Genomic DNA, 20,556 nt, shown 5'->3' on the forward strand with positions numbered 1-20,556 from the left:
CTGCGCGCCGCGAAGGAGCGCTCGCACATGCACGACGACACCCGCCTCACCGAGGAGCGGATCCGCCGCTTCGTCCGCGACCATCTCGACGGCGGAGGGCGGCGCGAGCAGGTCCCGGTCAGCATCCGCGCCCACGCGCTGCCGGGGGAGCCGGTCCCGCCCGCCGAGGCGATCGCGGCGCTGCCCGAGTACGTCCCGATCGAGGTGGGCCAGAGCTGGGGGCGCGCATGGTCGACGCTCTGGCTGCACGTCTCCGGCTCCGTGCCCGCGCAGTGGGACCGGCCCGAGGACCTGTGCGAGCTCGTCGTCGACCTCGACTTCACCGGCGGCCCCGGTTTCCAGTCCGAGGCGCTCGTCTTCACCCCGCAGGCCGAGCCCGTCAAGGCCGTCAATCCGCTGAACGCGTTCATGACCCTCGCGCCCGGCCAGCGCCTCGACCACTTCCTCGAGTGCGCGGCGAACCCCGACGTCGCGGGCGGCTGGACCTTCGCGCCCACCGACCTCGGCGATCCCGCGACCCTCCCCGAGCGCGACCTCTACACGATCCGCGCCCTCCACGTGCAGCGCAGCGACCGGCGCATCCGCGCGCTCGCCGAGGACGTGCGCTCGCTCGACGGCCTCATGCACGAGCTGCCGGAGACCAGCCCCCGTCGGGCCGAGATCCTGCGCGCCCTCGAAGCGGCGCTCGACGCCGCCGACCCCGACGACCTGCCGGGCACGGCCGACGCCGCCCGCGAGGCCCTGCGCCCTGCCCTCGAGCGGCCCGCGCACTCCTCGGCGCTCACAGTGATGGCCACCGGCCACGCCCACATCGACTCGGCCTGGCTGTGGCCCGTGCGCGAGACCATCCGCAAGTGCGCCCGCACCTTCTCCAACGCGATCGCGCTCATGGACGCCGAGCCGGACTTCACCTTCTCCGTCTCCTCCGCCCAGCAGTACCTGTGGATGAAGGAGCACTACCCGAGCCTGTTCGAGCGGATCCGCGAGAAGGTCGCCGAGGGCCGCTTCGTGCCCGTGGGCGGCATGTGGGTCGAGTCCGACACGAACATGCCCGGGAGTGAGGCGATGGCCCGGCAGTTCGTGGCCGGCAAGCGGTTCTTCCTCGAGGAGTTCGGCGTCGAGACCGCGCAGACCTGGCTGCCGGACTCCTTCGGCTACTCGGCGGCGCTCCCGCAGATCGCCGCGCTCGCCGGGCAGCGGGACTTCCTCACCCAGAAGGTCTCCTGGAACCAGACGAACACCTTCCCGCACCACACCTTCGCCTGGGAGGGCCTGGACGGGACGAGCGTCTTCACCCACTTCCCGCCGGCCGACACCTACAACGGCACCCTCGAGCCCTCCGAGCTCGCGTTCCTCGAGCGCAACTTCAAGGAGAAGGGCCGCTCCGACGTCGCGATCGACCTCTTCGGCTTCGGCGACGGGGGCGGCGGTCCCTCCCGCGAGATGATCGAGGCCGGGCGCCGCGCGGCCGACCTCGAGGGCTCCCCGAAGGTCGAGTTCGCGAGCCCCGAGGAGTTCTTCTCCCGCGCCCGCGAGAGCTACCCCTCCCCGCCCGTCTGGGCCGGCGAGCTCTACCTCGAGCTGCACCGCGGCACCTACAGCGCGCAGCTCGCGACCAAGCAGGGCAACCGGCGCACCGAGGCGGCTCTGCACCAGGCCGAGCACCTCGCGACCCTCGCCGCCGTGCGCGCGGGCGCCCCCTACCCTCACGACGCGCTCGAGGACATGTGGCACGACGCCCTGCTGCTGCAGTTCCACGACATCCTCCCGGGGTCGGCGATCGCCTGGGTGCACCGCGACGCCGAGCGCAACCACGCCTCGATCCAGGCGCGCGCCGAGCAGGTGTCCCTCGACGCCCTCGCGGCGCTCGCCGGGACCGACGGGGCGGCCGCCGCGGAGGGGACCGGCGGCGCCGACGGGACGGGCGAGGAGCGCGCCGGGGACGAGATCCTGCTGAACACGGCCCCCGTCACCTCCCGCCGGGGCATCGCGCCCTACTCCGCGGGGCGCCCCGTGCAGGAGACCGAGGGCGTGGCCCTCGTGCGCCGCGGCGAGCGGATCGCCCTGGACAACGGCCTGGTCCGGGCGATCCTCGACGAACGCGGGGAGATCGTCTCCCTGATCGACAGCGCAAGCGGCCGCGAGGCCATCGCCCCGGGCGACTCCGGTGCCCGCCTGCAGCTGCACCGCGACACCCCCAACGCGTGGGACGCGTGGGACATCGACGCCTTCTACCGCCAGGTGGTGCGCGACCTCGACCGGCCGCTGGCCGTGGAGGTCGACGAGATCGCCGGGGGCGCCCGCGTCACCTACCGGTACACGACCACGGCGCCCGAGGGGGCGTCGGGCGGTGTCACCGGCGAGGGAAGCGAGATCGTGAAGATCTTCGAGCTGCGCCCCGGCGACCGCGCCCTGCACCTCACGATCGACCTGGACTGGCGCGAGCACCGCAAGGCGCTCAAGCTCGGCTTCGGCCTGGACCTGCGCGCCCAGGTGATGAGCAGCGAGATCCAGTTCGGGCACGTGGACCGCCCCATCCCCGTGAACACCTCCTGGGACGCCGCGCGCTTCGAGACCTGCGCCCATCGCTTCGTGCACGTCGCCGAGGGCGGGCGCGGCGTCGCGCTGGCCAACGACTCGACCTACGGGCACGACGTGCTGCGCACCGTCCGCGAGGCCGACGGCGGCACCACCACGACGGTGCGGGCCACCCTGGTGCGGTCCCCGCAGTTCCCCGATCCGGGCGCCGACCACGGCGCCTACTCCATGCGCTTCGCACTGCGCCCCGGCGCCGACATGGTCGACGCGATCACGGAGGGATATCGCGCGAACCTCCCCGAGCGCTGGGTCCCCGCACCCGTCGCCCGGGCCGCCGCTCCGCTCGCCCGCATCGAGGGCGCGCCCGGCGTGCTCCTCGAGACGGTGAAGCTCGCCGAGGACCGATCCGGCGACCTCGTGCTGCGCGTCTACGAGTCCCTCGGCGAGCGGGCACGGGCCTCGCTCGTGCTCGACGTCCCCGCAGCGGACGGGGGAGCAGGGGCGAGCGGAGAGGGGACGAGGAGACCCGACGTCACCGCCGTCGACCTCCTCGAGCGGCCCTTCGGTCCCGAGGCGCCCGCGCACCTCGCCCCGCTCGTCCGGGGCGCGGAGGACGAGGAGCCCGAGGCCGGCTCGGGGATCCCCCTCGACCTGCGCCCCTTCGAGATCCGCACCCTCCGGGTGGCCCGCGCATGACCGGCTCGTCCGCACCCGCCCGGCCCGCGCGCCCCGCCGTCGCGCCCGTCGGCCGGATCTTCGCGATCGTCGCGCTCGCGGAGGCCGTCACCTGGGCGGGACTGCTGCTGGGCATGGCCCTGAAGTACGGGCCCGTGGGCACCGAGACCGGGGTCTGGCTCTTCGGCCGGCTGCACGGCGGCGTCTTCGTCGCCTACGTGGTGATGGTGGTCGTCGCCGCCGTGGTGCTGCGCTGGAGGTGGTGGGTGGCCCTGCTGGCCCTGGTCTGCTCGATCCCACCGCTGGTGACCGTGCCGCTGGAGATCTGGCTGCGCCGCACCGGCCGACTCGCCCGTCGGGGCATGTTCACCTCCGCGTCATCGGGAGGGCCCCTCTCCCAGGATGACACCGATACGCTGGTGGACGTCGATCCCGCACCCTGACCAGGAGGTTCCCTGCCATGAAGATCGTCGTCGCCGGCGGAGACGGATTCTGCGGCTGGCCCACGGCCCTGTACCTCTCGCAGAAGGGGCACGAGGTCACGATCGTGGACTCCCTGGTGCGCCGCGAGATCGACACCGAGCTGGGGTCGAACTCGATGACGCCGATCCTCCCGCTCGACGAGCGCGTGGCCGCCTGGAAGGAGGTCTCCGGGAAGGACATCGACGTGGTGATCGGCGACCTCACCGACTACGACGACGTCACCCGGGTGGTCACCGAGAAGCAGCCCGAGGCCTTCGTCCACTTCGCCGAGCACCGCAGCGCGCCGTACTCGATGATCGATCGAGAGCACGCGATCGAGAACCACCGCAACAACGTCACCGGCACCCTCAACGTGCTGTGGGCGATCAAGGACCTCGCCCCCGATTGCCACCTCGTCAAGCTCGGCACCATGGGCGAGTACGGCCAGCCCAACATCGACATCGAGGAGGGCTGGATCGAGATCGAGCACAAGGGCCGCAAGGACCGCCTGCCGTTCCCCAAGGCCCCGGGCTCCTTCTACCACCTCACCAAGGTGCACGACAGCGACAACATCATGTTCGCCTGCCGCATCTGGGGCGTGCGCGCGACCGACCTCAACCAGGGCGTCGTCTACGGCCTCGACACCGACGAGACCCGCCTGGACCCGCGCCTGGCCAACCGCTTCGACTACGACGCGGTGTTCGGCACGGCCCTGAACCGCTTCCTCATCCAGGCCGCGATCGGCCACGACCTCACGGTCTACGGCGGCGGCTCGCAGACCCGCGGCTACCTCAACATCGCCGACACCGTGCGCTGCATCGAGATCGCCTGCGAGAACCCCGCCGAGCGCGGCGAGTTCCGCGTGTTCAACCAGTTCACCGAGTCCTTCAGCGTCCAGGACCTCGCCGAGAAGGTGCAGCGCGTGGCCCGCGAGCAGGGCATCGAGGTGGGCATCGACCACCTCGAGAACCCGCGCGTGGAGAAGTACGACCACTACTACAACGCGGTCAACACGAACCTGCTCTCGCTGGGCCTGGAGCCGCACCTGCTGACCGACGAGGTCCTCGCCGAGATCCTCGCCGTCGCCCGCGCGAACTCCGACCGGGTGAAGGACGAGCTGGTCCTGCCCACCGTCACCTGGAAGTGACCGCGACGGCGTGAGGATCGCGATCGTCACCGAGACGTTCCTGCCCTCGGTCGACGGCGTGGTGACCCGGCTGCGCCACGCCGTCGAGCGCTTCGTCGACCTCGGCCACGAGGTGCTCGTCATCGCCCCCGACCTGGGCGTCACCGAGCACCACGGAGCCCGCGTCGTCGGCATGAGGCCGGTGACGCTGCCGTTCTACAAGCACCGCCGCTTCACCCTGCCCAACCCCACCGTCGACGGGGTGATCCGCGGGTTCCACCCGGACGTCGTCCACGCGGCCCAGCCGCTGCTGCTGGCCTCCTCGGGCGCGTACGCCGCGCATCGCCAGCGGATCCCGCTGGTCGCGAGCTATCACACGCACATACCCCGCTACCTGGACCTCTACAAGGCCTGGAAGTGGTCGAAGCCGCTGATCTGGTGGCAGATCCGGCGCAACCACGCGCTCGCCGACATCAACATCGCGACCTCGCAGACCATGCGCGACGAGCTCGCCGGGCAGGGCCTTGCCAACCTCCACGTGCTGCGCCGCGGCGTGGACACCGCACAGTTCCATCCCCGCTTCGCCGCGCACGAGGTGCGGGAGCGCCTCACGGACGGGCACCCGGAGAAGAAGCTGCTGGTGTTCGTCGGGCGCCTCGCCGCGGAGAAGGAGATCCAGCGCCTGCGCGCCATGATGGACCGACGGGACGACGTGGCCCTCGCGATCGTCGGCGACGGCCCGTTCCGCGGCGAGCTCGAGCGGATCTTCGCGGGCACCTCGACACTGTTCCCCGGCTTCCTCGAGGGGGAGGACCTGGCCGCCGCCTTCGCGAGCGCCGACGCCTTCGTCTTCCCCTCGGTCACCGAGACCCTGGGGCTCGTGATCCTCGAGGGCATGGCCTCGGGCCTGCCCGTGGTCGCCGCCCGCTCGGGGCCGACGATGGAGCAGGTCACCGACGGGGTCGACGGACTGCTCTTCGACGCGGAGGACGAGGCGAGCCTCGACCGCGCCCTCGACCGCCTCGCCGACCCGCAGCAGGCGGCCTCGATCCGACGCGCCGCGCGCGCCGAGGCCGAGGAGTTCTCCTGGGAGAACGCGTCGGACGACCTGCTGCGCCTCTACGAGCTCGCCATCGCGGAGCACGGCTCGCGCCTCTGAGCATGCGAACGGCCCGGCCCCGCAGGTGCGGGACCGGGCCGATCGGGTGACCGGGCGCCGTCGGCCCAGGGCCGACGTGCGCGGGATCAGCGGAAGGTGACGAACCCGGTCGGGTTGCCCCAGATCGCGCGCTCGACGACCTTCTGCTGGGAGCCGGAGGCGTCGATGATCTGGCCGTTGCCGGCGTAGATCGCGACGTGGCCCGGGTAGGTGACGATGTCGCCGGGCTGGGCCTCCGACTGCGAGATCGACTTCCCCTGGGCAGCGATCTCGCCGCTCGTGCGCGGGATGTCGATGCCGGCCTGCTCGTAGGCGTAGTTCACGAGGCCCGAGCAGTCCATGCCGCTGAGCGAGGCGCCGCCCCAGGAGTACGGGGTGCCGAGCGCGGAGCGGGCGGCGCTGACGATCTCGTTGTCGCTGCTGGAGCTCGCGCTCGCCGGGACCGAGGTGGAGCCCGCGGAGGAGCCGTAGGACGGCAGCTCGCTGGACTGGCTCGAGGTGGTCGAGGACTGGCTGGTGGTGCCGACCTCGTCGCTGCCGGCCAGGTCCAGGTCGTTGGCGTTGGCGGCGCCGCCGGTGAAGGCGGTGCCGGCCAGGACGGTGCCCAGCAGGGCGGCCCCGCCGAGGGTGCGGGCGGCGCGGCTGGTGCTGGTCAGGGGGGTGACGGCGCGGCCGGTGGCGCGGTGCGTGTTCTTCAGTGCCATGGTCTCGGTGCGTTCCTTCCGACCTCGGGTGCGAGGATCGTGATGCTGTGCGGGGGTCGTACGAGGAGGACCGGGAGCGGGGGCTCCGATCGCTGCCTGCGATGTGCCACCACCGTAGGAACGGCGCGAGGGCGATCTGAAGGCGTTTGGACGAGCCAGCGACGAGGGTTGACGGGACCTTGACGCGCGCCCGGGGCGAGGTGACCGGGAGGTGACGCGCATTGACGCTCTCGCGGGGTCTGCGCCACATCGCCGGGAACTGCCTGCACGGATGCGGAGGATGCCCCGGGAATCGGGCACGGGCCGCGCCCCGCGGGCACCACGCGCGCGCCCCGCGCGCTTCACGAGCGCTGGGGGCCTCGAATGTGTCCGCTTATGACATCGAGGTGGCATGCGCGGGTCGCGGATGCCCATGATGCCGGGCATGACCACCACTGTGCCCGCCGACGCCCGTGCGCGCCGCGCCGCGAGCCCGAGCGGCGGGAGCCCGCGCGACGAGAGCCCGATCGGCGCCGACCCGAGCGCCGAGCGAGGGGCTCTGCGCCTCGCGGGCGTCGGCCGCGCCTTCGGGCCCGCCGAGGTCCTGCGCGGCCTCGACCTCGAGGTCCGCGCCGGGGAGATCCTCGCCGTCATCGGCCCCTCCGGCTGCGGCAAGTCGACCCTGCTGCGCCTGGTCGCGGGCCTGGACGCTCCGAGCGCGGGCGGGATCCGCCTGGGCGGGACCACGATCCGCGGCGTCGACGAGTCCACGGCCGTCGCCTTCCAGGAGCCGCGCCTGCTGCCCTGGCGCACCCTCGAGGCGAACGTCGCCCTGGGCCTCCCGCGCGGCACCGCGCGGGCCGAGGGGCGCGAGCGCGTGCGCCACCTGCTGCAGCTCGTCGGCCTCGAGCACGCCGCGTCCCAGCGTCCGCGCGAGGTCTCCGGCGGCATGGCGCAGCGCGCCTCCCTCGCCCGGGCCCTCGCCCGCGGACCCGAGGTGCTCCTGCTCGACGAGCCCTTCGGGGCGCTCGACGCCCTCACCCGGTTGCGCATGCAGGATCTCCTGCTCGAGATCCACGCCGCCGAGCCCACCACCGTCCTCGTCGTCACCCACGACGTCGAGGAGGCGCTGTTCCTCGCCGACCGCGTCGTCCAGCTGCGGACCCTGCGCCGCGCCGCGCCCGAGGAGGGCTCGATCGCCCGCGTGATCGACGTGCCCAGCCCGCGCCCGCGGGACCGCGCCGACGCCGCCCTCGCCGCCCTGCGCAGCGAGCTGCTCGACGGGCTCGGCGTCCCCAGCCACCACGGCACGCCCGCCCCCGGCACGACCACCCGCCCCACGACCCCCGAGGACCACGCATGACCCGCACCGCACGCACCCTCAGCCGCCGCGGCGCACTCGCGCTCGGCGCGGCCGCCGCCCCGCTCGCCCTCGCCGGTTGCGTGGCGGGGGAGAACGCCCGGAAGGACAGCGCGGGAGGCGGCGGCTCGGGCGACTGGTCGCTGACCGAGCTCACGATCGACTTCGCGACCTACAACCCGCTCAGCCTGGTCATCAAGGACCAGGGCATCCTCGAGGACGCCCTCGGCGACGGCGTGAAGGTCACGTGGGTGCAGTCGGCCGGCTCCAACAAGGCCAACGAGTTCCTGCGCTCGGGCTCCGCCCAGGTCGCCTCGACGGCCGGCTCCGCCGCGCTGCTCGCCCGCGCGAACGGCTCGCCCATCAAGGTCATCGACATCTATTCGCAGCCCGAGTGGTCGGCCCTCGTCGGCCCGAAGGGCACCGACCTCAAGGACCCCGCGGACCTCGCGGGACGATCGGTCGCCGCCACCAAGGGCACCGACCCCTACTTCTTCCTCGTCCAGGCCCTCGACACCGCGGGCCTCACGGTCAAGGACGTCGAGATCCAGGCCCTCCAGCACGCCGACGGCCGCTCCGCCCTCGACGGCGGCTCCGTCGACGCCTGGTCCGGGCTCGACCCGATCATGGCCGCCGCCGAGGCCGAGAGCGGCGACGTCCTCTTCTACCGCAACGTCGACTTCAACACCTACGGGTTCCTCAACGCCACCGAGGACTTCATCGAGGACCACGCCGACGTCGCCCAGGCCGTCGTCGACGCCTACGAGAAGGCCCGCAGCTGGGCGCTCGAGAACCTCGAGGGCACCGCGAAGCTCCTCGCCCAGGTCGCCGGCATCGACGAGAAGATCGCGAGCACCGTCATCACCGAGCGCTCGAACCTCGACGTCAGCGGCGTGCCCGGCAAGGACCAGACCTCCGTCCTCGAGAAGATCGCCCCCGTGCTCGGCGCATCCGGCGACGTCCAGGGCGGGGAGGACGCCGTGACGAAGGCGCTGACGAGCATCGTGCACGACGCCTTCGCGACCAAGGCCACGAGCAAGTGAGCAGCGCGACCGCCGTCAGCGAGCTCGGCATCTCGCACGTCGAGAGCACGGCGCGACCCCGCCGCGGCGGGTGGCCGCGCCGCCTCGCCCTCGGCGCCCTGGTCCCGCTGCTGATCCTCGTCGCCTGGGAGGTCGTCACCGCGACCGGCCTCGTGCCCGCCTACCGCCTGCCCGGACCCCTCGCCGTGCTGCGCGCCGCCGGGGAGCTGCAGGCCGCCGGCGAGCTCTGGCTGCACGTCGCGATCTCGGTGCAGCGCGTCCTCATCGGCTTCGCGATCGGCTCCGTCGCGGGGCTCGCCGTCGCCTCCCTCGTGGGCCTCAGCCGCACGGCCGACACCCTGCTGGGCCCGCTCCTCGCGGCCCTGCGCGCCGTGCCCTCGCTCGCCTGGGTGCCGCTGCTGATCCTCTGGATGCAGATCGGCGAGACCTCGAAGATCACGCTGATCGCGATCGGCGCCTTCTTCCCTGTCCTCACCACGGTCTCCTCCGCGCTGCGGCACACGGACCCGCAGCTCGTGGAGGCGGGGCGCGCCTTCGGACTGCGCGGCCTCTCGCTGCTGCGCACCGTGCAGCTGCCCGCCGCCGTCCCCGCGGTGATCTCCGGCCTCCGCCTCGCCCTCGCGCAGTCCTGGCTGTTCCTCGTCGCCGCCGAGCTCATCGCCTCCTCGATGGGGCTGGGCTTCCTGCTGAACGACTCCCAGCAGAACGGCCGCGTGGACCGGATCCTGCTGACCATCGTGCTGCTCGCCCTGCTGGGCACCGCCACCAACGCCCTGCTCGGGCTCATCGAGAAGAAGCTCCTGAGGAGGTGGGCATGACGACCGCCCCGACCGCGCCCGAGGCCCGACTGGTCGAGAACCGCAGCTTCCCGCCGCCCGCCGCCTTCGCCGCCCAGGCGAACGTCGGCCCCGAGGAGTACGCGCGCGCCGCCGCCGACCCCGTCGGCTTCTGGGAGGAGGCCGCGCGCCGCCTCGAGTGGCGCACCCCCTGGCACACCGCGCTCGACTGGGCGCCGCCGACGCCCGACCCCGCGACCGGCGAGCTCAGCGTGCCCCGCGCCCGCTGGTTCGAGGGCGGCACCCTCAACGTCGCCGAGAACTGCGTGGACCGCCACGTGCGCGCCGGGCGCGGCGACAAGGTCGCCCTGCACGTCGAGGGCGAGCGCGGCGACCGCCTCGCCGTCACCTACGAGGACCTCCAGGAGCGCGTCTCCCGCGCCGCCAACGCCCTCGAGTCGCTCGGCGTCGGCCCGGGCGACCGCGTCGTCGTCTATCTGCCGGTGATCCTCGAGACCGTCGTCATCACCCTCGCCTGCGCCCGCATCGGCGCCGTGCACTCCCTGGTCTTCGGCGGCTTCAGCGCCGAGGCCGTGAGCTTCCGCCTCCAGGACACCGGCGCGAAGCTGCTGGTCACCTCCGACGGCCAGTTCCGCCGCGGCAGGGCCGTCGAGGTCAAGTCCGCGGCCGACGAGGCAGCCGCCGACCTCCCCGATCTCGAGCACGTGCTGGTGGTGCGCCGCACCGGCCAGGAGATCGCCTGGACCAGCGGCCGCGACCTCTGGTGGGACGAGACCGTGGACCCCGCGAACCCCGTCCACGAGCCCCGCGCCTTCGACGCCGAGCACCCGCTCTTCATCATCTACACCTCCGGCACGACCGGGAAGCCCAAGGGCCTCGTCCACACCGGCGGCGGCTACCTCGCGCACGCGGCCTGGGCCCACTGGGCGCACTTCGACGCCAAGGAGGACGACGTCCACTGGTGCACCGCGGACCTCGCCTGGGTCACCGCCCACACCTATGAGATCTACGGTCCGCTCGCCAACGGACTCACCCAGGTCATCTACGAGGGCACCCCGGACACCCCGCACCGCGAGCGCCACCTCGAGATCATCGAGCGCTACGGCGTCACCGTCTACTACACGGCCCCCACCCTCATCCGCACCTTCATGTCCTGGTTCGGCGAGCAGCTGCCCGCCGGCCACGACCTGAGCTCGCTGCGCCTGCTGGGCACCGTGGGGGAGTCCATCAACCCCGAGGCCTGGGTGTGGTTCCGCCGCACCTTCGGCCGCGACGAGCTGCCCATCGTGGACACCTGGTGGCAGTCGGAGACGGGCGCCGCCATGGTCGCCCCGCTGCCCGGCGCGACCACGCTGAAGCCCGGCTCGGCGACCCGCGCCCTGCCCGGCATCGACGTCGCCGTCGTCGACGAGGAGGGCCGCGAGGTCGAGCCCGGCCGCGCCGGCGCGCTCGTCGTCCGTCGGCCCTGGCCCGGCATGGCCCGCACCGTCTGGGGCGACCCCGAGCGCTACCGCGACTCCTACTGGCGCGCCCACGCCGGCCGCGGCGAGCACGGCGGCTTCTACCTCGCCGGGGACAGCGCGAGCATCGACGCCGACGGCTGCCTGTGGGTGCTGGGCCGCCTCGACGACGTCGTCAACGTCTCCGGGCACCGCCTCTCCACCATCGAGATCGAGTCCGCCCTGGTCGCCGACCCCGCCGTCGCCGAGGCCGGAGTCGCGGGCGTCGCCGACCCCGTCACCGGCCAGGCCGTCGCCGCCTTCGTGACGGCGAGCGAGGGCGGATCGACGGCCGACGGGGCCGGTTCCGACGGGGCCGGTTCCGACGGGGCGACGCCCGACGGGATCGACGCCGCCCGGCTGCGCGCGCTCGCCGCCCGCGAGATCGGCCCCATCGCCAAGCCCCGCCACGTGCTCGAGGTCGCCGACCTGCCCAAGACCCGCTCCGGCAAGATCATGCGCCGCCTGCTCGCGGACCTCGTGCACGCCGAGCGGGACCGTCGAGCGGGCCGCACGGCGGCGCCCCTGGGCGACGTCACCTCGCTCCAGAACCCCGATGCGGTCGACGCCGTCGGCCGCACCCTGGAAGGCCTGCCCGCGGATCACCCGCTCCTGGCAGGCTGACCCGGGCCGTCCGAGCCGACCTGACCATCCGAACCGACCGCCCGCACCGATCACCACAGGAGGTCACCATGACCACGACCGTCCCCGCGTCCACCTTCGAGACGCCGCTGAAGTTCGCCTACTGGGTGCCCAACGTCTCCGGCGGCCTCGTCGTCTCCACGATCGAGCAGCGCACCGACTGGCAGCTGCCCTACAACTCCGCCCTCGCGAAGACCGCCGAGGACTCGGGCTTCGAGTACGCCCTCACCCAGACCCGCTACGCCGCGAGCTACGGCGCCGCGCAGCAGCACGAGGCCTCCGCCTTCAGCCTCGCCCTGCTCGGCGCGACCGAGCGCCTGCGCGTCATCGCCGCCTTCCACCCGGGCATGTGGCACCCGGGCGTGCTCGCCAAGTGGCTCATCACCGCCGACCACCTCTCGAACGGCCGCGCCGCCGTCAACATCGTCTCCGGCTGGCTGAAGGACGAGTTCACCGGCTTCGGCCTGCCCTGGCTCGACCACGACGAGCGCTACGTGCGCACCGAGGAGTTCATCAGCGCCCTGCGCGGCCTGCTCACCGAGGAGGGCTACTCGCAGGACGGGAAGTACTACTCGATCGACGACTTCAACCTCTCCCCGAAGCCCGTCGACGTCCCCGGCCGCCCCCACCCCGAGATCTTCTTCGGCGGCAACTCGACGGCCGCGCAGAAGGCCGCCGGCCACGTCGCCGACTGGTACTTCTCCAACGGCCGCGACCTCGAGGGCTACCAGGGCAACGTCGAGGGCGTGCTGGCCTCCGCGGCCGAGGTCGGCCGCAGCCCCCGCTTCGGCCTCAACGGCTTCGTGATCGCCCGCGACTCCCGGAAGGAGGCCGAGGAGACCCTGCGCGAGATCGTCGCCAAGGCCCACCGCCCGGCCGTCGAGGGCTTCGCCCAGTCCGTCAAGGAGGCCGGGCAGTCCACGGCCGACGGCAAGGGCATGTGGTCCGACTCCTCCTTCGAGGACCTCGTGCAGTACAACGACGGCTTCAAGACCCGCCTCATCGGCACCCCCGAGGAGATCGCCGAGCGCATCGTCGCGTACAAGGAGATCGGGGTGAACCTGCTGCTGACCTGCTACCTCCACTTCACCGAGGAGGTCGCCGCCTTCGGCCGGGACGTGATGCCGATCGTCCGCGAGCTCGAGAAGGACCTCGCCCGCAAGCACGGCACCGAGCTCGACGCCTCCCAGATCCCCGACGTCCCCGGTGTGAGCGCCGAGGCCGCCACCGCGGCGGCCGACGCGACCCTCCCGTCGGACCCGTCGGCCCCGTCGACGGATGAGGAGCAGGCCGCGTGAGCGACGAGCGCACCTTCGGGTTCCGCACCCGCGCCCTGCACGCCGGCGGCACGCCGGACGCCGTGCACGGCGCCCGCGCGGTCCCGATCTACCAGAGCACCTCGTTCGTCTTCGACGACGCGACCGACGCCGCGACGCTGTTCGCCCTGCAGAAGTACGGCAACATCTACTCGCGCATCGGCAACCCCACGGTCGCGGCCTTCGAGGAGCGCGTCGCCTCGCTCGAGGGAGGGATCGGTGCGGTCGCCACGGCGTCCGGGATGAGCGCCGAGTTCATCACCTTCGCGGCGCTCGCCGGGGCGGGCGACCACATCGTCGCCTCCGCCCAGCTCTACGGCGGCACCGTCACCCAGCTCGACGTGACCCTGCGCCGCTTCGGCGTGGAGACCACGTTCGTCGCGTCCTCCGACGCCGCGGACTATGCGGCCGCGATCCGGCCGGAGACCAGGGCGGTGTACGTCGAGATCATCGGCAACCCGTCCGGGGAGATCGCCGACCTCGAGGCGCTCGCCGAGGTCGCGCACGCCTCGGACGTGCCGCTCGTGGTCGACGCGACGCTCGCGACCCCGTACCTCGTGCGGCCCCTCGAGCACGGCGCCGACATCGTCATCCACTCCGCCACGAAGTTCCTGGGCGGACACGGCACGACGCTGGGCGGCGTCGTCGTGGAGTCCGGCCGCTTCGACTGGGGCAACGGCAAGTTCCCCGCGATGACCGAGCCCGTCGCGAGCTACGGCGGCCTCAGCTGGTGGGGCAACTTCGGCGAGTACGGCTTCCTCACCAAGCTGCGCTCCGAGCAGCTGCGCGACATCGGCCCCTCGCTCAGCGCGCAGTCCGCCTTCCAGCTGCTCCAGGGCGTCGAGACGCTCCCGCAGCGCATCGACGCCCACCTCGCGAACGCCCGTGCGGTCGCGACCTGGCTGGACGAGGACCCGCGCGTCGCGTACGTGACCTGGGCGGGGCTCCCGGACCACCCGCACCACGAGCGCGCGGAGAAGTACCTGCCGCTCGGCCCGGGCTCGGTCTTCGCTTTCGGCGTGAAGCCGACGGGCGACTTCGCGAGCGACGAGGAGCAGGCCGCCGCGGCCCGCGCCACCGGTGAGGCGGTGATCGGGAACCTGCAGCTCGCCTCGCACCTCGCGAACATCGGCGACGCCCGCACGCTCGTGATCCACCCGGCCTCGACCACCCACCAGCAGCTCAGCCCCGAGCAGCTGCTCGCGGGAGGCGTGGCACCGGACCTGATCCGGATCTCGGTCGGGCTCGAGGACCCCGAGGACATCCTCTGGGACCTCGACCAGGCCATCACGACGGCGACGGGAGTGGAGCGATGAGCGCGGAGAAGGACGGCGCGGGGCAGGCCGGCGCGGAGAAGGACGGCGCGGGGCGGACGGCACGGACCTGGGTGGGGCCCACGGCCCCGCAGCGGCTCGGGATCCTGCGGCGCACGCGGTCCGTCGCGATCGTCGGCGCCTCGACGAATCCCTCGCGGGCCAGCTACTTCGTGGCGACCTACCTGCTCTCGAGCTCCCCGTACGACGTGTACTTCGTGAACCCCCGCGCGACGGAGATCCTCGGGCAGCCGGCCTACGCCTCGCTCGCCGACCTGCCCGTGGTGCCCGACGTGGTCGACGTGTTCCGCCGCCACGACGACCTCCCCGGCGTGGCCCGAGAGGCCGTCGAGGTGGGCGCGAAGACCCTCTGGCTGCAGCTGGGCTCCTGGAATGAGGAGGCCGCCGCGATCGCCGAGGAGGGCGGGCTCGACGTGGTCATGGACCGCTGCCTGAAGATCGAGCACGCCCGCTTCCACGGCGGTCTGCACCTCGCCGGCTTCGACACCGGGGAGATCACCTCGAAGAAGCAGCGGCTCGCGCGGTAGGCGCGGGCGCGGCGCCCGGAGGCGGGGTGCCCCGAGGTGCGGCGCCGGAAGGCGCCCGCGTCGCGTTGGACGCAATGGACGACGGCCGGTTCCCCGGATGGGGGACCGGCCGTCGTCGTGCGTGGGGGAGCGGTCGATGGGGCGGGGTGGGACTCGGCGCGGTGGGGACCGGCGCGGCGGGGCTGCCGGCGTGGCGAGGAACCCAGGCCGCTCTTGCATGGGGGTGGGACATTTGGGGTTCGGGGTGTGGGTGGGTGGTGTTTGTGGTGGGTGTGTTTGTGGAGAAGTGGGGGTTGTGGAGGAACGGATAGAGTTTTCCACAGATTCTCCAGGGCATCTTGTGGTGTCCGTTTCGTCGGGTATTCTTGGGGTATAGAACTTCAGGCCCGATGGAGGGGAGGGGGAATCGTGCTCACGAATGGTGATGCGCTCGGTGATGGCGATGATTCCCCCGCGCCCGGTCAAGGTGATGGTGCATCGGATTCCCCGTTGGCTGCGGACGATGCCGGTGCTTCGGCTGCGTCGCCGGGGTCGAGTCGGCCTCCGAAAGCGGCATATGGTCCGCGTCCGCGGACGCCTCTGTCGCGGGAGACCCTGGGTGAGCGGACGTTCGCGGTGGAGGGCCCGGATCTGTCGGAGGAGCTCGAGGGGATTTGGGATCTCGCGGTCCGGGAGTCGCAGCTCGCGGCGGAGTTGATGCGGCGTCTCGCGCCGTTGTGGGTGGGGCGGGATGCGGTGGGTGCGCTGGCGCATGAGGGGGATGTGGAGGATGCGCAGGCGGCGGTGGCGCTGCGCACGACGACCACGGTGTCTTATGGGCAGATCCGTGACGCCCACGAGGCGCTGACGTTGTTCCCGTTGTTGTTCGCGCGGGTGGAAGCGGGCGAGCTGCCGGTCGAGTGGCTGCGCCGTGTCATCCACCGGTCCCGTGACCTGCCCGAGGAAGACCGGAAGGGCCTGGATCGGGTGATGGGTGGTTGGGAGTTCGGGGTGACTCCGGAGACGTTCCGGCGCCTGCTGGGCGAGTTGATCACCTGGTTCACGTCATTGCTGGAGTTGTCGCCGGTGGAGCGGGCGCAGAAGCGTCGGCATGTCGCGGCTCCGGTGGTGGGTGTGGATGGGACGGCGTCGTTGACGGTGACGGGTCCGGTCCCGGAGATCCTCGCGTTCGCCCAGTCCCTGGATGCGGCCGCGGAGACACTGCAGGCTGCTCAGCGTCACGCTCTCGACGGTGACGACGAGGTTCCGTTCGATGAGGACGGGACTGTGCGGGCGTCGGGGAAGACGATGACTCGTGGGCGCCTGCGGTATGAGGCGTTGCTGCGGGGGGAGGTGAACACGGACGGGCGCGAGGTGCCCGCGGCGCGGTTCGCGATCCTGGTGACGATCCCGTTCCTGACTCTGCTCGGCCAGAGCGAGGCACCGGCGCTGTTGGAGGGGAAGCATCCGATCCCCGCAGACATGGCACGCGAATTGGCGGGCCAGTGTCCGGAGTGGATGCGGATCCTGACCGATCCCGTCACGGGTGCTTTTTTGCCGTTGCCGCCGGAGCGGTATCGCCCGAGTGTGCAGATGGTGACGCATTTGCGGTTGCGGGGTCCGGAGTGTTCCGTTCCGGGGTGTGTGCGGGCGAGTTGTCGTGGTGTGGAGGTGGATCATATTGAGGAATTCGATCATGATCATCCCGGGCAGGGTGGGGTCACGGAGATCGAGAATCTTCATGTGTTGTGCTGGTCGCATCATCAGGTGAAAACCGCCCGTGATATCGACCCGGTCAGACTCCGCGATGATGGCGGTGAATCCGGTGAGGGTGTGGAACGAGGAATGCGGGACCGGCATGGCGGGAGTCCGTCGAGCCCCGTGGACCCGGGCATCCCTGTGTCCCGCACGCGGGGTCGCACGCACTGGTCCCTCGGGGACGCAGCCGAGCTGACCGTGGAGGACCAGGGCGATCTGATGACCCCGCTCATCGTCCGCGAGCTCGAGACCGCCTGGCACCAACACCTCACCACCACCGCACACGCACCCGATCTCCCCGTCGACGCCGACCCGCCCCGACCACCGGCCCCGACCACGAGAACGACCTGCGACCCGCCCTTCTGACGAGGTCGGCGGACTGGCAGGCCCGCATGACTAGCATGGCGACCATGTCGGACGAGCAGCACACCGCCCCTTACGCGCGGCGCGACCCTCGCCTGGTGACCCTGGAGGAGGACTCCGGATACCAGGTGCACGAACGCATCGGCGCAGGTGGCATGGGCATCGTCTACCGTGCGCACGACGCCGACGGCAACGAGGTCGCCATCAAGCTCCTGCGCCATGACATCGCCGACGACCCCCGCGCCCGCGAGCGCCTCGCCCGTGAGGTCAGCGCCCAGCGCCTCGTCCACAACGACAACATCGTGCGCATCCTCGATGCCGAGCTCGAATCGCCCGACGCATTCGTCGTCACCGAGTTCGTCCCCGGCCCCACCCTCGAGGACGCAGTGCGGAACAACGGCGGCCTGCACCCCGAGCTCGTCCGCGAGCTGGGCATCGTCCTGTCCGAATCCCTCGACGACATCCACGCCTCCGGCGTCGTCCACCGCGACCTCAAGCCCTCCAACGTGCTGCTGCGCGGCGCACGCACTGAGGACCTCCTCGGCTACGACCCCGACGGCTACGGCCTCGACCCCGTCATCATCGACTTCGGCATCGCCGTCGCCGCCGAGGAATCCCGCCTCACCTCGACAGGCCTGGTCATGGGCACCGCCGCGTACCTCGACCCGGAGGTCATGCGCAGCAACCGCACCGGCGAGGCCGGCGACTGGTGGGCACTCGCCGCGATGCTCGCCTTCGCAGCCACCGGCCGCGAGCCCTACGGCAGCGGGCGCGCCGACCTGGTGCTCCTGCGCGCCGAGCGCGGCGAGATCGACGTTGACGGCGTCCCCGTCGAGCTCGCCCAGTGGTTCCGCGACGCCCTCCGCTCCGATCCCGCCGACCGCCCCAGCCCCCACGAGCTGCGCGAACGCCTCGACGCCCTCGACCTCGACCGCTATGAGGACGCCGGCGCCACCGAGGCGATCACCGCCGGGGGAGCGACAGGCGCTGTGGCCGCGGGCACGTCGGCACGAGGCGCTGGGGACGACGTCGAGGGCGCGTCCGGAGAACCTTCCGACGAACGGGTCGGCGGAGCAGGGGAGCCCGCGACCGAGATGCTGACCGCAGCCTCCCCGTCGGCCCCCGATGCGACCGAGGCCTTCGCCGCCGGACCCGCGGGTTCCGCCGGCTCCCGACCGGCCGGCGACCCGGATCGCACTGAGGCTCTCTCCGCGACCTCGACCCCGGCCGGGGCCGATCCTGCGACCGAGGTCATCCCCGTCGTCCAGAACCCGACGCGTGCATTCCCCGTCGTGCCCGACGAGGCGCCGGCGAGCCGTGAATCGGCCCAGCCCACCGAGGCCATCTCGGCCGGGAGCGAGGCCGGGTACGACAGCGTCCGCGGGCCTGTGCGCCGTGAGCCGCCGACGGAGCGCATGGCGCCCGTGGCCGATCCGCCGGTGCCCGTTCCGCAGCAGCAGGTGCAGCAGCAGCCCGCGATGCGGCCCTGGGAACCCGCCGCCCAGCAGCCGCAGCAACCGCAGCAGGCCCAGCAGTTCCCGCCGCAGCAGATGCAGCAGCAGCCCGGCGACGCCCTCGCCGACCCGTACGGCGCGTGGCAGCAGCCGCCGCCCCCGCGGCGCCGCATCATCGTGTGGATCGGGAACCTGATCCTCGTGGCCCTCGCCGCGATCGCGCCCTACGTCTCGCTCGCGCTCCTGCTGCTCTTCGGCGCGCTCGCCCGCACCTGGGAGCAGTCGCACCGCACCGTCCTCTCCCGGCGCTCCCGGGGATCGGCGAACGGGGCGGCACGGACCGCCGCCGGATTCGCCGCGCCCTTCCGCTTCGTCCTCGGCCTCGTCGTCACCGCCCTGCAGGCGCTGTTCCCGCTGATCCTGGGGCTCCTCGTCGGCATGGCCGTCGACGCGGGCTTCGTGCTCCTGCGCGAGGTCCAGCCGCCCGACGCGGTCGCCTTCGCCGTCGCCATGGCGATCACGGTGCTGCTGGTGTGGGTCGGGATCGGCGCGCGCACCACCCGCGACGGCGCACATCGGGTCGTCGAGGCCGCGACGCCCGACACCGTGTGGAGCCTGGTCGTGGGCGTGCTGCTCGTGCTCCTGCTCGGCGCGATCGTCTCCGTGGCCGTCGCCCGCGGAGGCTCCATCGACTACCTGCCCTTCTACAACCTGCCGACGCTGGACCGGATCGCCTTCTGGCGCTGAGCGCAGCAGCCGGCCGGCGGGCCGACGGTGATGGCCGCCACGACCCTCCAGGCACGATCAGGACCCGTCGGTAGACTGCGCGGCGCGTCCGGGATGAGACCGGGCGCGCACGACCCAGACCCGTCGCCCGCGCGGCGACGAGAAGGATCCGAGGAGGATCATGGCCGCATCGAACGCCCAGGATCGCCGCGAGGCCCAGCGCGAGGCGATCCGCCAGCAGCGCCAGGCGGAGCTCAAGCGTCAGCGCAACGTCCGCACCGCCGTGATCGCCGCGGTCGTCGTGGTCGTGCTCCTCATCGCAGGCGGCGTCGGCTACCTGATCTGGAACTCGACCCGACCCGAGGGCCCCGTCGCGACGCCCCAGGGGATCCCGGAGGGGCAGCCGTACTACTCGCTCGGCGCGCCCGAGGACTCGGGCAAGCCCGTGGTCGAGCTGCACGTGGACTTCATGTGCCCGATCTGCGGCCAGTTCGAGGAGACCAACGGCAAGGATCTGCGCACCATCATCGACAAGAAGGAAGCGACGGTGCACCTCTACACCCGGCGCTTCCTCGACGGGAACTCGACGACGGGTGACTACTCGACGCGCGCTGCGAACGCCGCGGCCTGCGTCTACAACGATGATCCCGACAACTTCATGGACTTCCAGACCGCGCTGTTCGACAACCAGCCCGCCGAGGGCAGCGCCGGACTGAGCAACGACCAGCTCGCGGAGTACGCGAAGAAGGCCGGGGCGAGCGACTCCGTCTCCAGCTGCATCGACAAGAGCACGTACAAGTCGTGGGTGCGGAACGTGGTCGAGCCGGCGGCGAAGAAGGATGCCGACGGCGGCGGCACGCCGTACGTGAAGGTCGACGACACGGTCCTCGACTCCACCAAGTGGAGCCAGGAGGGCGTGTTCCTCAAGACCGTCGAGGACGCGGCCAAGGGCTGAGCGCCCTCGGACCTCGCCGATCGCGCCCGACGCCTGCGGTCCGGTACCCTTTCGGGGTGCCGGACCGCAGTCGTCCGGGCACCCGCTGGAGTGGCGCAACGGTAGCGCACCTGTCTTGTAAACAGGCGGTTGCGAGTTCGAATCTCGTCTCCAGCTCTCT

The 20,556-nt window shown here is 72.2% G+C and carries 15 protein-coding genes and 1 tRNA gene; 15 read left to right on the plus strand and 1 reads right to left on the minus strand.

Annotated features, from left to right (window positions below):
• The first annotated feature begins 27 nt into the window (after positions 1–27).
• Genes M4486_RS18325 through M4486_RS18340 form a run of 4 tightly spaced genes read left to right on the plus strand, consistent with a single transcriptional unit; the run spans position 28 to position 5,960 of the window.
• Positions 28–3,234, plus strand: a complete 3,207-nt coding sequence (locus M4486_RS18325; protein ID WP_249478755.1) for an alpha-mannosidase — start codon at positions 28–30, stop codon at positions 3,232–3,234.
• Positions 3,231–3,656 carry a DUF3817 domain-containing protein gene (locus M4486_RS18330; RefSeq protein WP_249478756.1) on the plus strand — a complete coding sequence of 142 codons (426 nt, stop codon included), beginning with the start codon at positions 3,231–3,233 and terminating at the stop codon, positions 3,654–3,656. Before M4486_RS18325 ends, M4486_RS18330 begins: the two co-directional genes overlap by 4 nt.
• A gap of 17 nt (positions 3,657–3,673) precedes the next feature.
• Positions 3,674–4,822, plus strand: coding sequence for an NAD-dependent epimerase/dehydratase family protein (locus M4486_RS18335; RefSeq protein WP_249478757.1), 1,149 nt, complete (start codon positions 3,674–3,676; stop codon positions 4,820–4,822).
• 10 nt (positions 4,823–4,832) lie between these two features.
• Complete coding sequence (locus M4486_RS18340) at positions 4,833–5,960, plus strand: glycosyltransferase (protein WP_249478758.1); 1,128 nt, start codon at positions 4,833–4,835, stop codon at positions 5,958–5,960.
• Positions 5,961–6,046: 86 nt separating this feature from the next.
• On the opposite strand, the gene M4486_RS18345 is transcribed toward M4486_RS18340, so the two are convergent.
• The gene (locus M4486_RS18345) at positions 6,047–6,664 is read right to left on the minus strand and encodes a C40 family peptidase (RefSeq protein WP_249478759.1); all 618 of its coding nucleotides are present in this window, start codon (positions 6,662–6,664) and stop codon (positions 6,047–6,049) included.
• A 424-nt stretch (positions 6,665–7,088) separates the two neighbouring features.
• On the opposite strand from M4486_RS18345, the gene M4486_RS18350 reads away from it, so the two are divergent.
• The 11 genes from M4486_RS18350 to M4486_RS18400 all read left to right on the plus strand — a co-directional run bounded on the left by M4486_RS18350 (position 7,089) and on the right by M4486_RS18400 (position 20,552).
• Positions 7,089–8,006 carry an ABC transporter ATP-binding protein gene (locus tag M4486_RS18350; RefSeq protein ID WP_249478760.1) on the plus strand — a complete coding sequence of 306 codons (918 nt, stop codon included), beginning with the start codon at positions 7,089–7,091 and terminating at the stop codon, positions 8,004–8,006.
• Complete coding sequence (locus tag M4486_RS18355; RefSeq protein ID WP_249478761.1) at positions 8,003–9,046, plus strand: aliphatic sulfonate ABC transporter substrate-binding protein; 1,044 nt, start codon at positions 8,003–8,005, stop codon at positions 9,044–9,046. Before M4486_RS18350 ends, M4486_RS18355 begins: the two co-directional genes overlap by 4 nt.
• Positions 9,043–9,864 carry an ABC transporter permease gene (locus tag M4486_RS18360; RefSeq protein ID WP_429798311.1) on the plus strand — a complete coding sequence of 274 codons (822 nt, stop codon included), beginning with the start codon at positions 9,043–9,045 and terminating at the stop codon, positions 9,862–9,864. Before M4486_RS18355 ends, M4486_RS18360 begins: the two co-directional genes overlap by 4 nt.
• The gene (acs, locus tag M4486_RS18365; protein WP_249478762.1) at positions 9,861–11,966 is read left to right on the plus strand and encodes an acetate--CoA ligase; all 2,106 of its coding nucleotides are present in this window, start codon (positions 9,861–9,863) and stop codon (positions 11,964–11,966) included. The genes M4486_RS18360 and acs overlap by 4 nt, the downstream gene beginning before the upstream one ends.
• A 68-nt stretch (positions 11,967–12,034) precedes the next feature.
• A complete protein-coding gene (sfnG, locus tag M4486_RS18370) occupies positions 12,035–13,282 on the plus strand; it encodes a dimethylsulfone monooxygenase SfnG (protein ID WP_249478763.1) in 1,248 nt (415 codons plus the stop codon).
• On the plus strand, positions 13,279–14,616 hold the full coding sequence (locus M4486_RS18375) for an O-acetylhomoserine aminocarboxypropyltransferase/cysteine synthase family protein (RefSeq protein ID WP_249478764.1): 1,338 nt from the start codon (positions 13,279–13,281) through the stop codon (positions 14,614–14,616). Before sfnG ends, M4486_RS18375 begins: the two co-directional genes overlap by 4 nt.
• A complete protein-coding gene (locus tag M4486_RS18380; protein ID WP_249478765.1) occupies positions 14,613–15,161 on the plus strand; it encodes a CoA-binding protein in 549 nt (182 codons plus the stop codon). Before M4486_RS18375 ends, M4486_RS18380 begins: the two co-directional genes overlap by 4 nt.
• 615 nt (positions 15,162–15,776) lie before the next feature.
• Entirely contained in the window at positions 15,777–17,264 is a 1,488-nt protein-coding gene (locus M4486_RS18385) for an HNH endonuclease signature motif containing protein (RefSeq protein WP_249478766.1), read from the plus strand.
• Between the two features lie 44 nt (positions 17,265–17,308).
• The gene (locus M4486_RS18390; protein ID WP_249478767.1) at positions 17,309–19,462 is read left to right on the plus strand and encodes a serine/threonine-protein kinase; all 2,154 of its coding nucleotides are present in this window, start codon (positions 17,309–17,311) and stop codon (positions 19,460–19,462) included.
• 160 nt (positions 19,463–19,622) lie between these two features.
• Positions 19,623–20,396, plus strand: a complete 774-nt coding sequence (locus M4486_RS18395) for a DsbA family protein (protein ID WP_249478768.1) — start codon at positions 19,623–19,625, stop codon at positions 20,394–20,396.
• Between the two features lie 84 nt (positions 20,397–20,480).
• Positions 20,481–20,552, plus strand: a tRNA-Thr gene (locus M4486_RS18400).
• Positions 20,553–20,556: the final 4 nt, after the last annotated feature.

This window comes from Brachybacterium kimchii (genome assembly GCF_023373525.1).
Lineage (GTDB): Bacteria > Actinomycetota > Actinomycetes > Actinomycetales > Dermabacteraceae > Brachybacterium > Brachybacterium kimchii.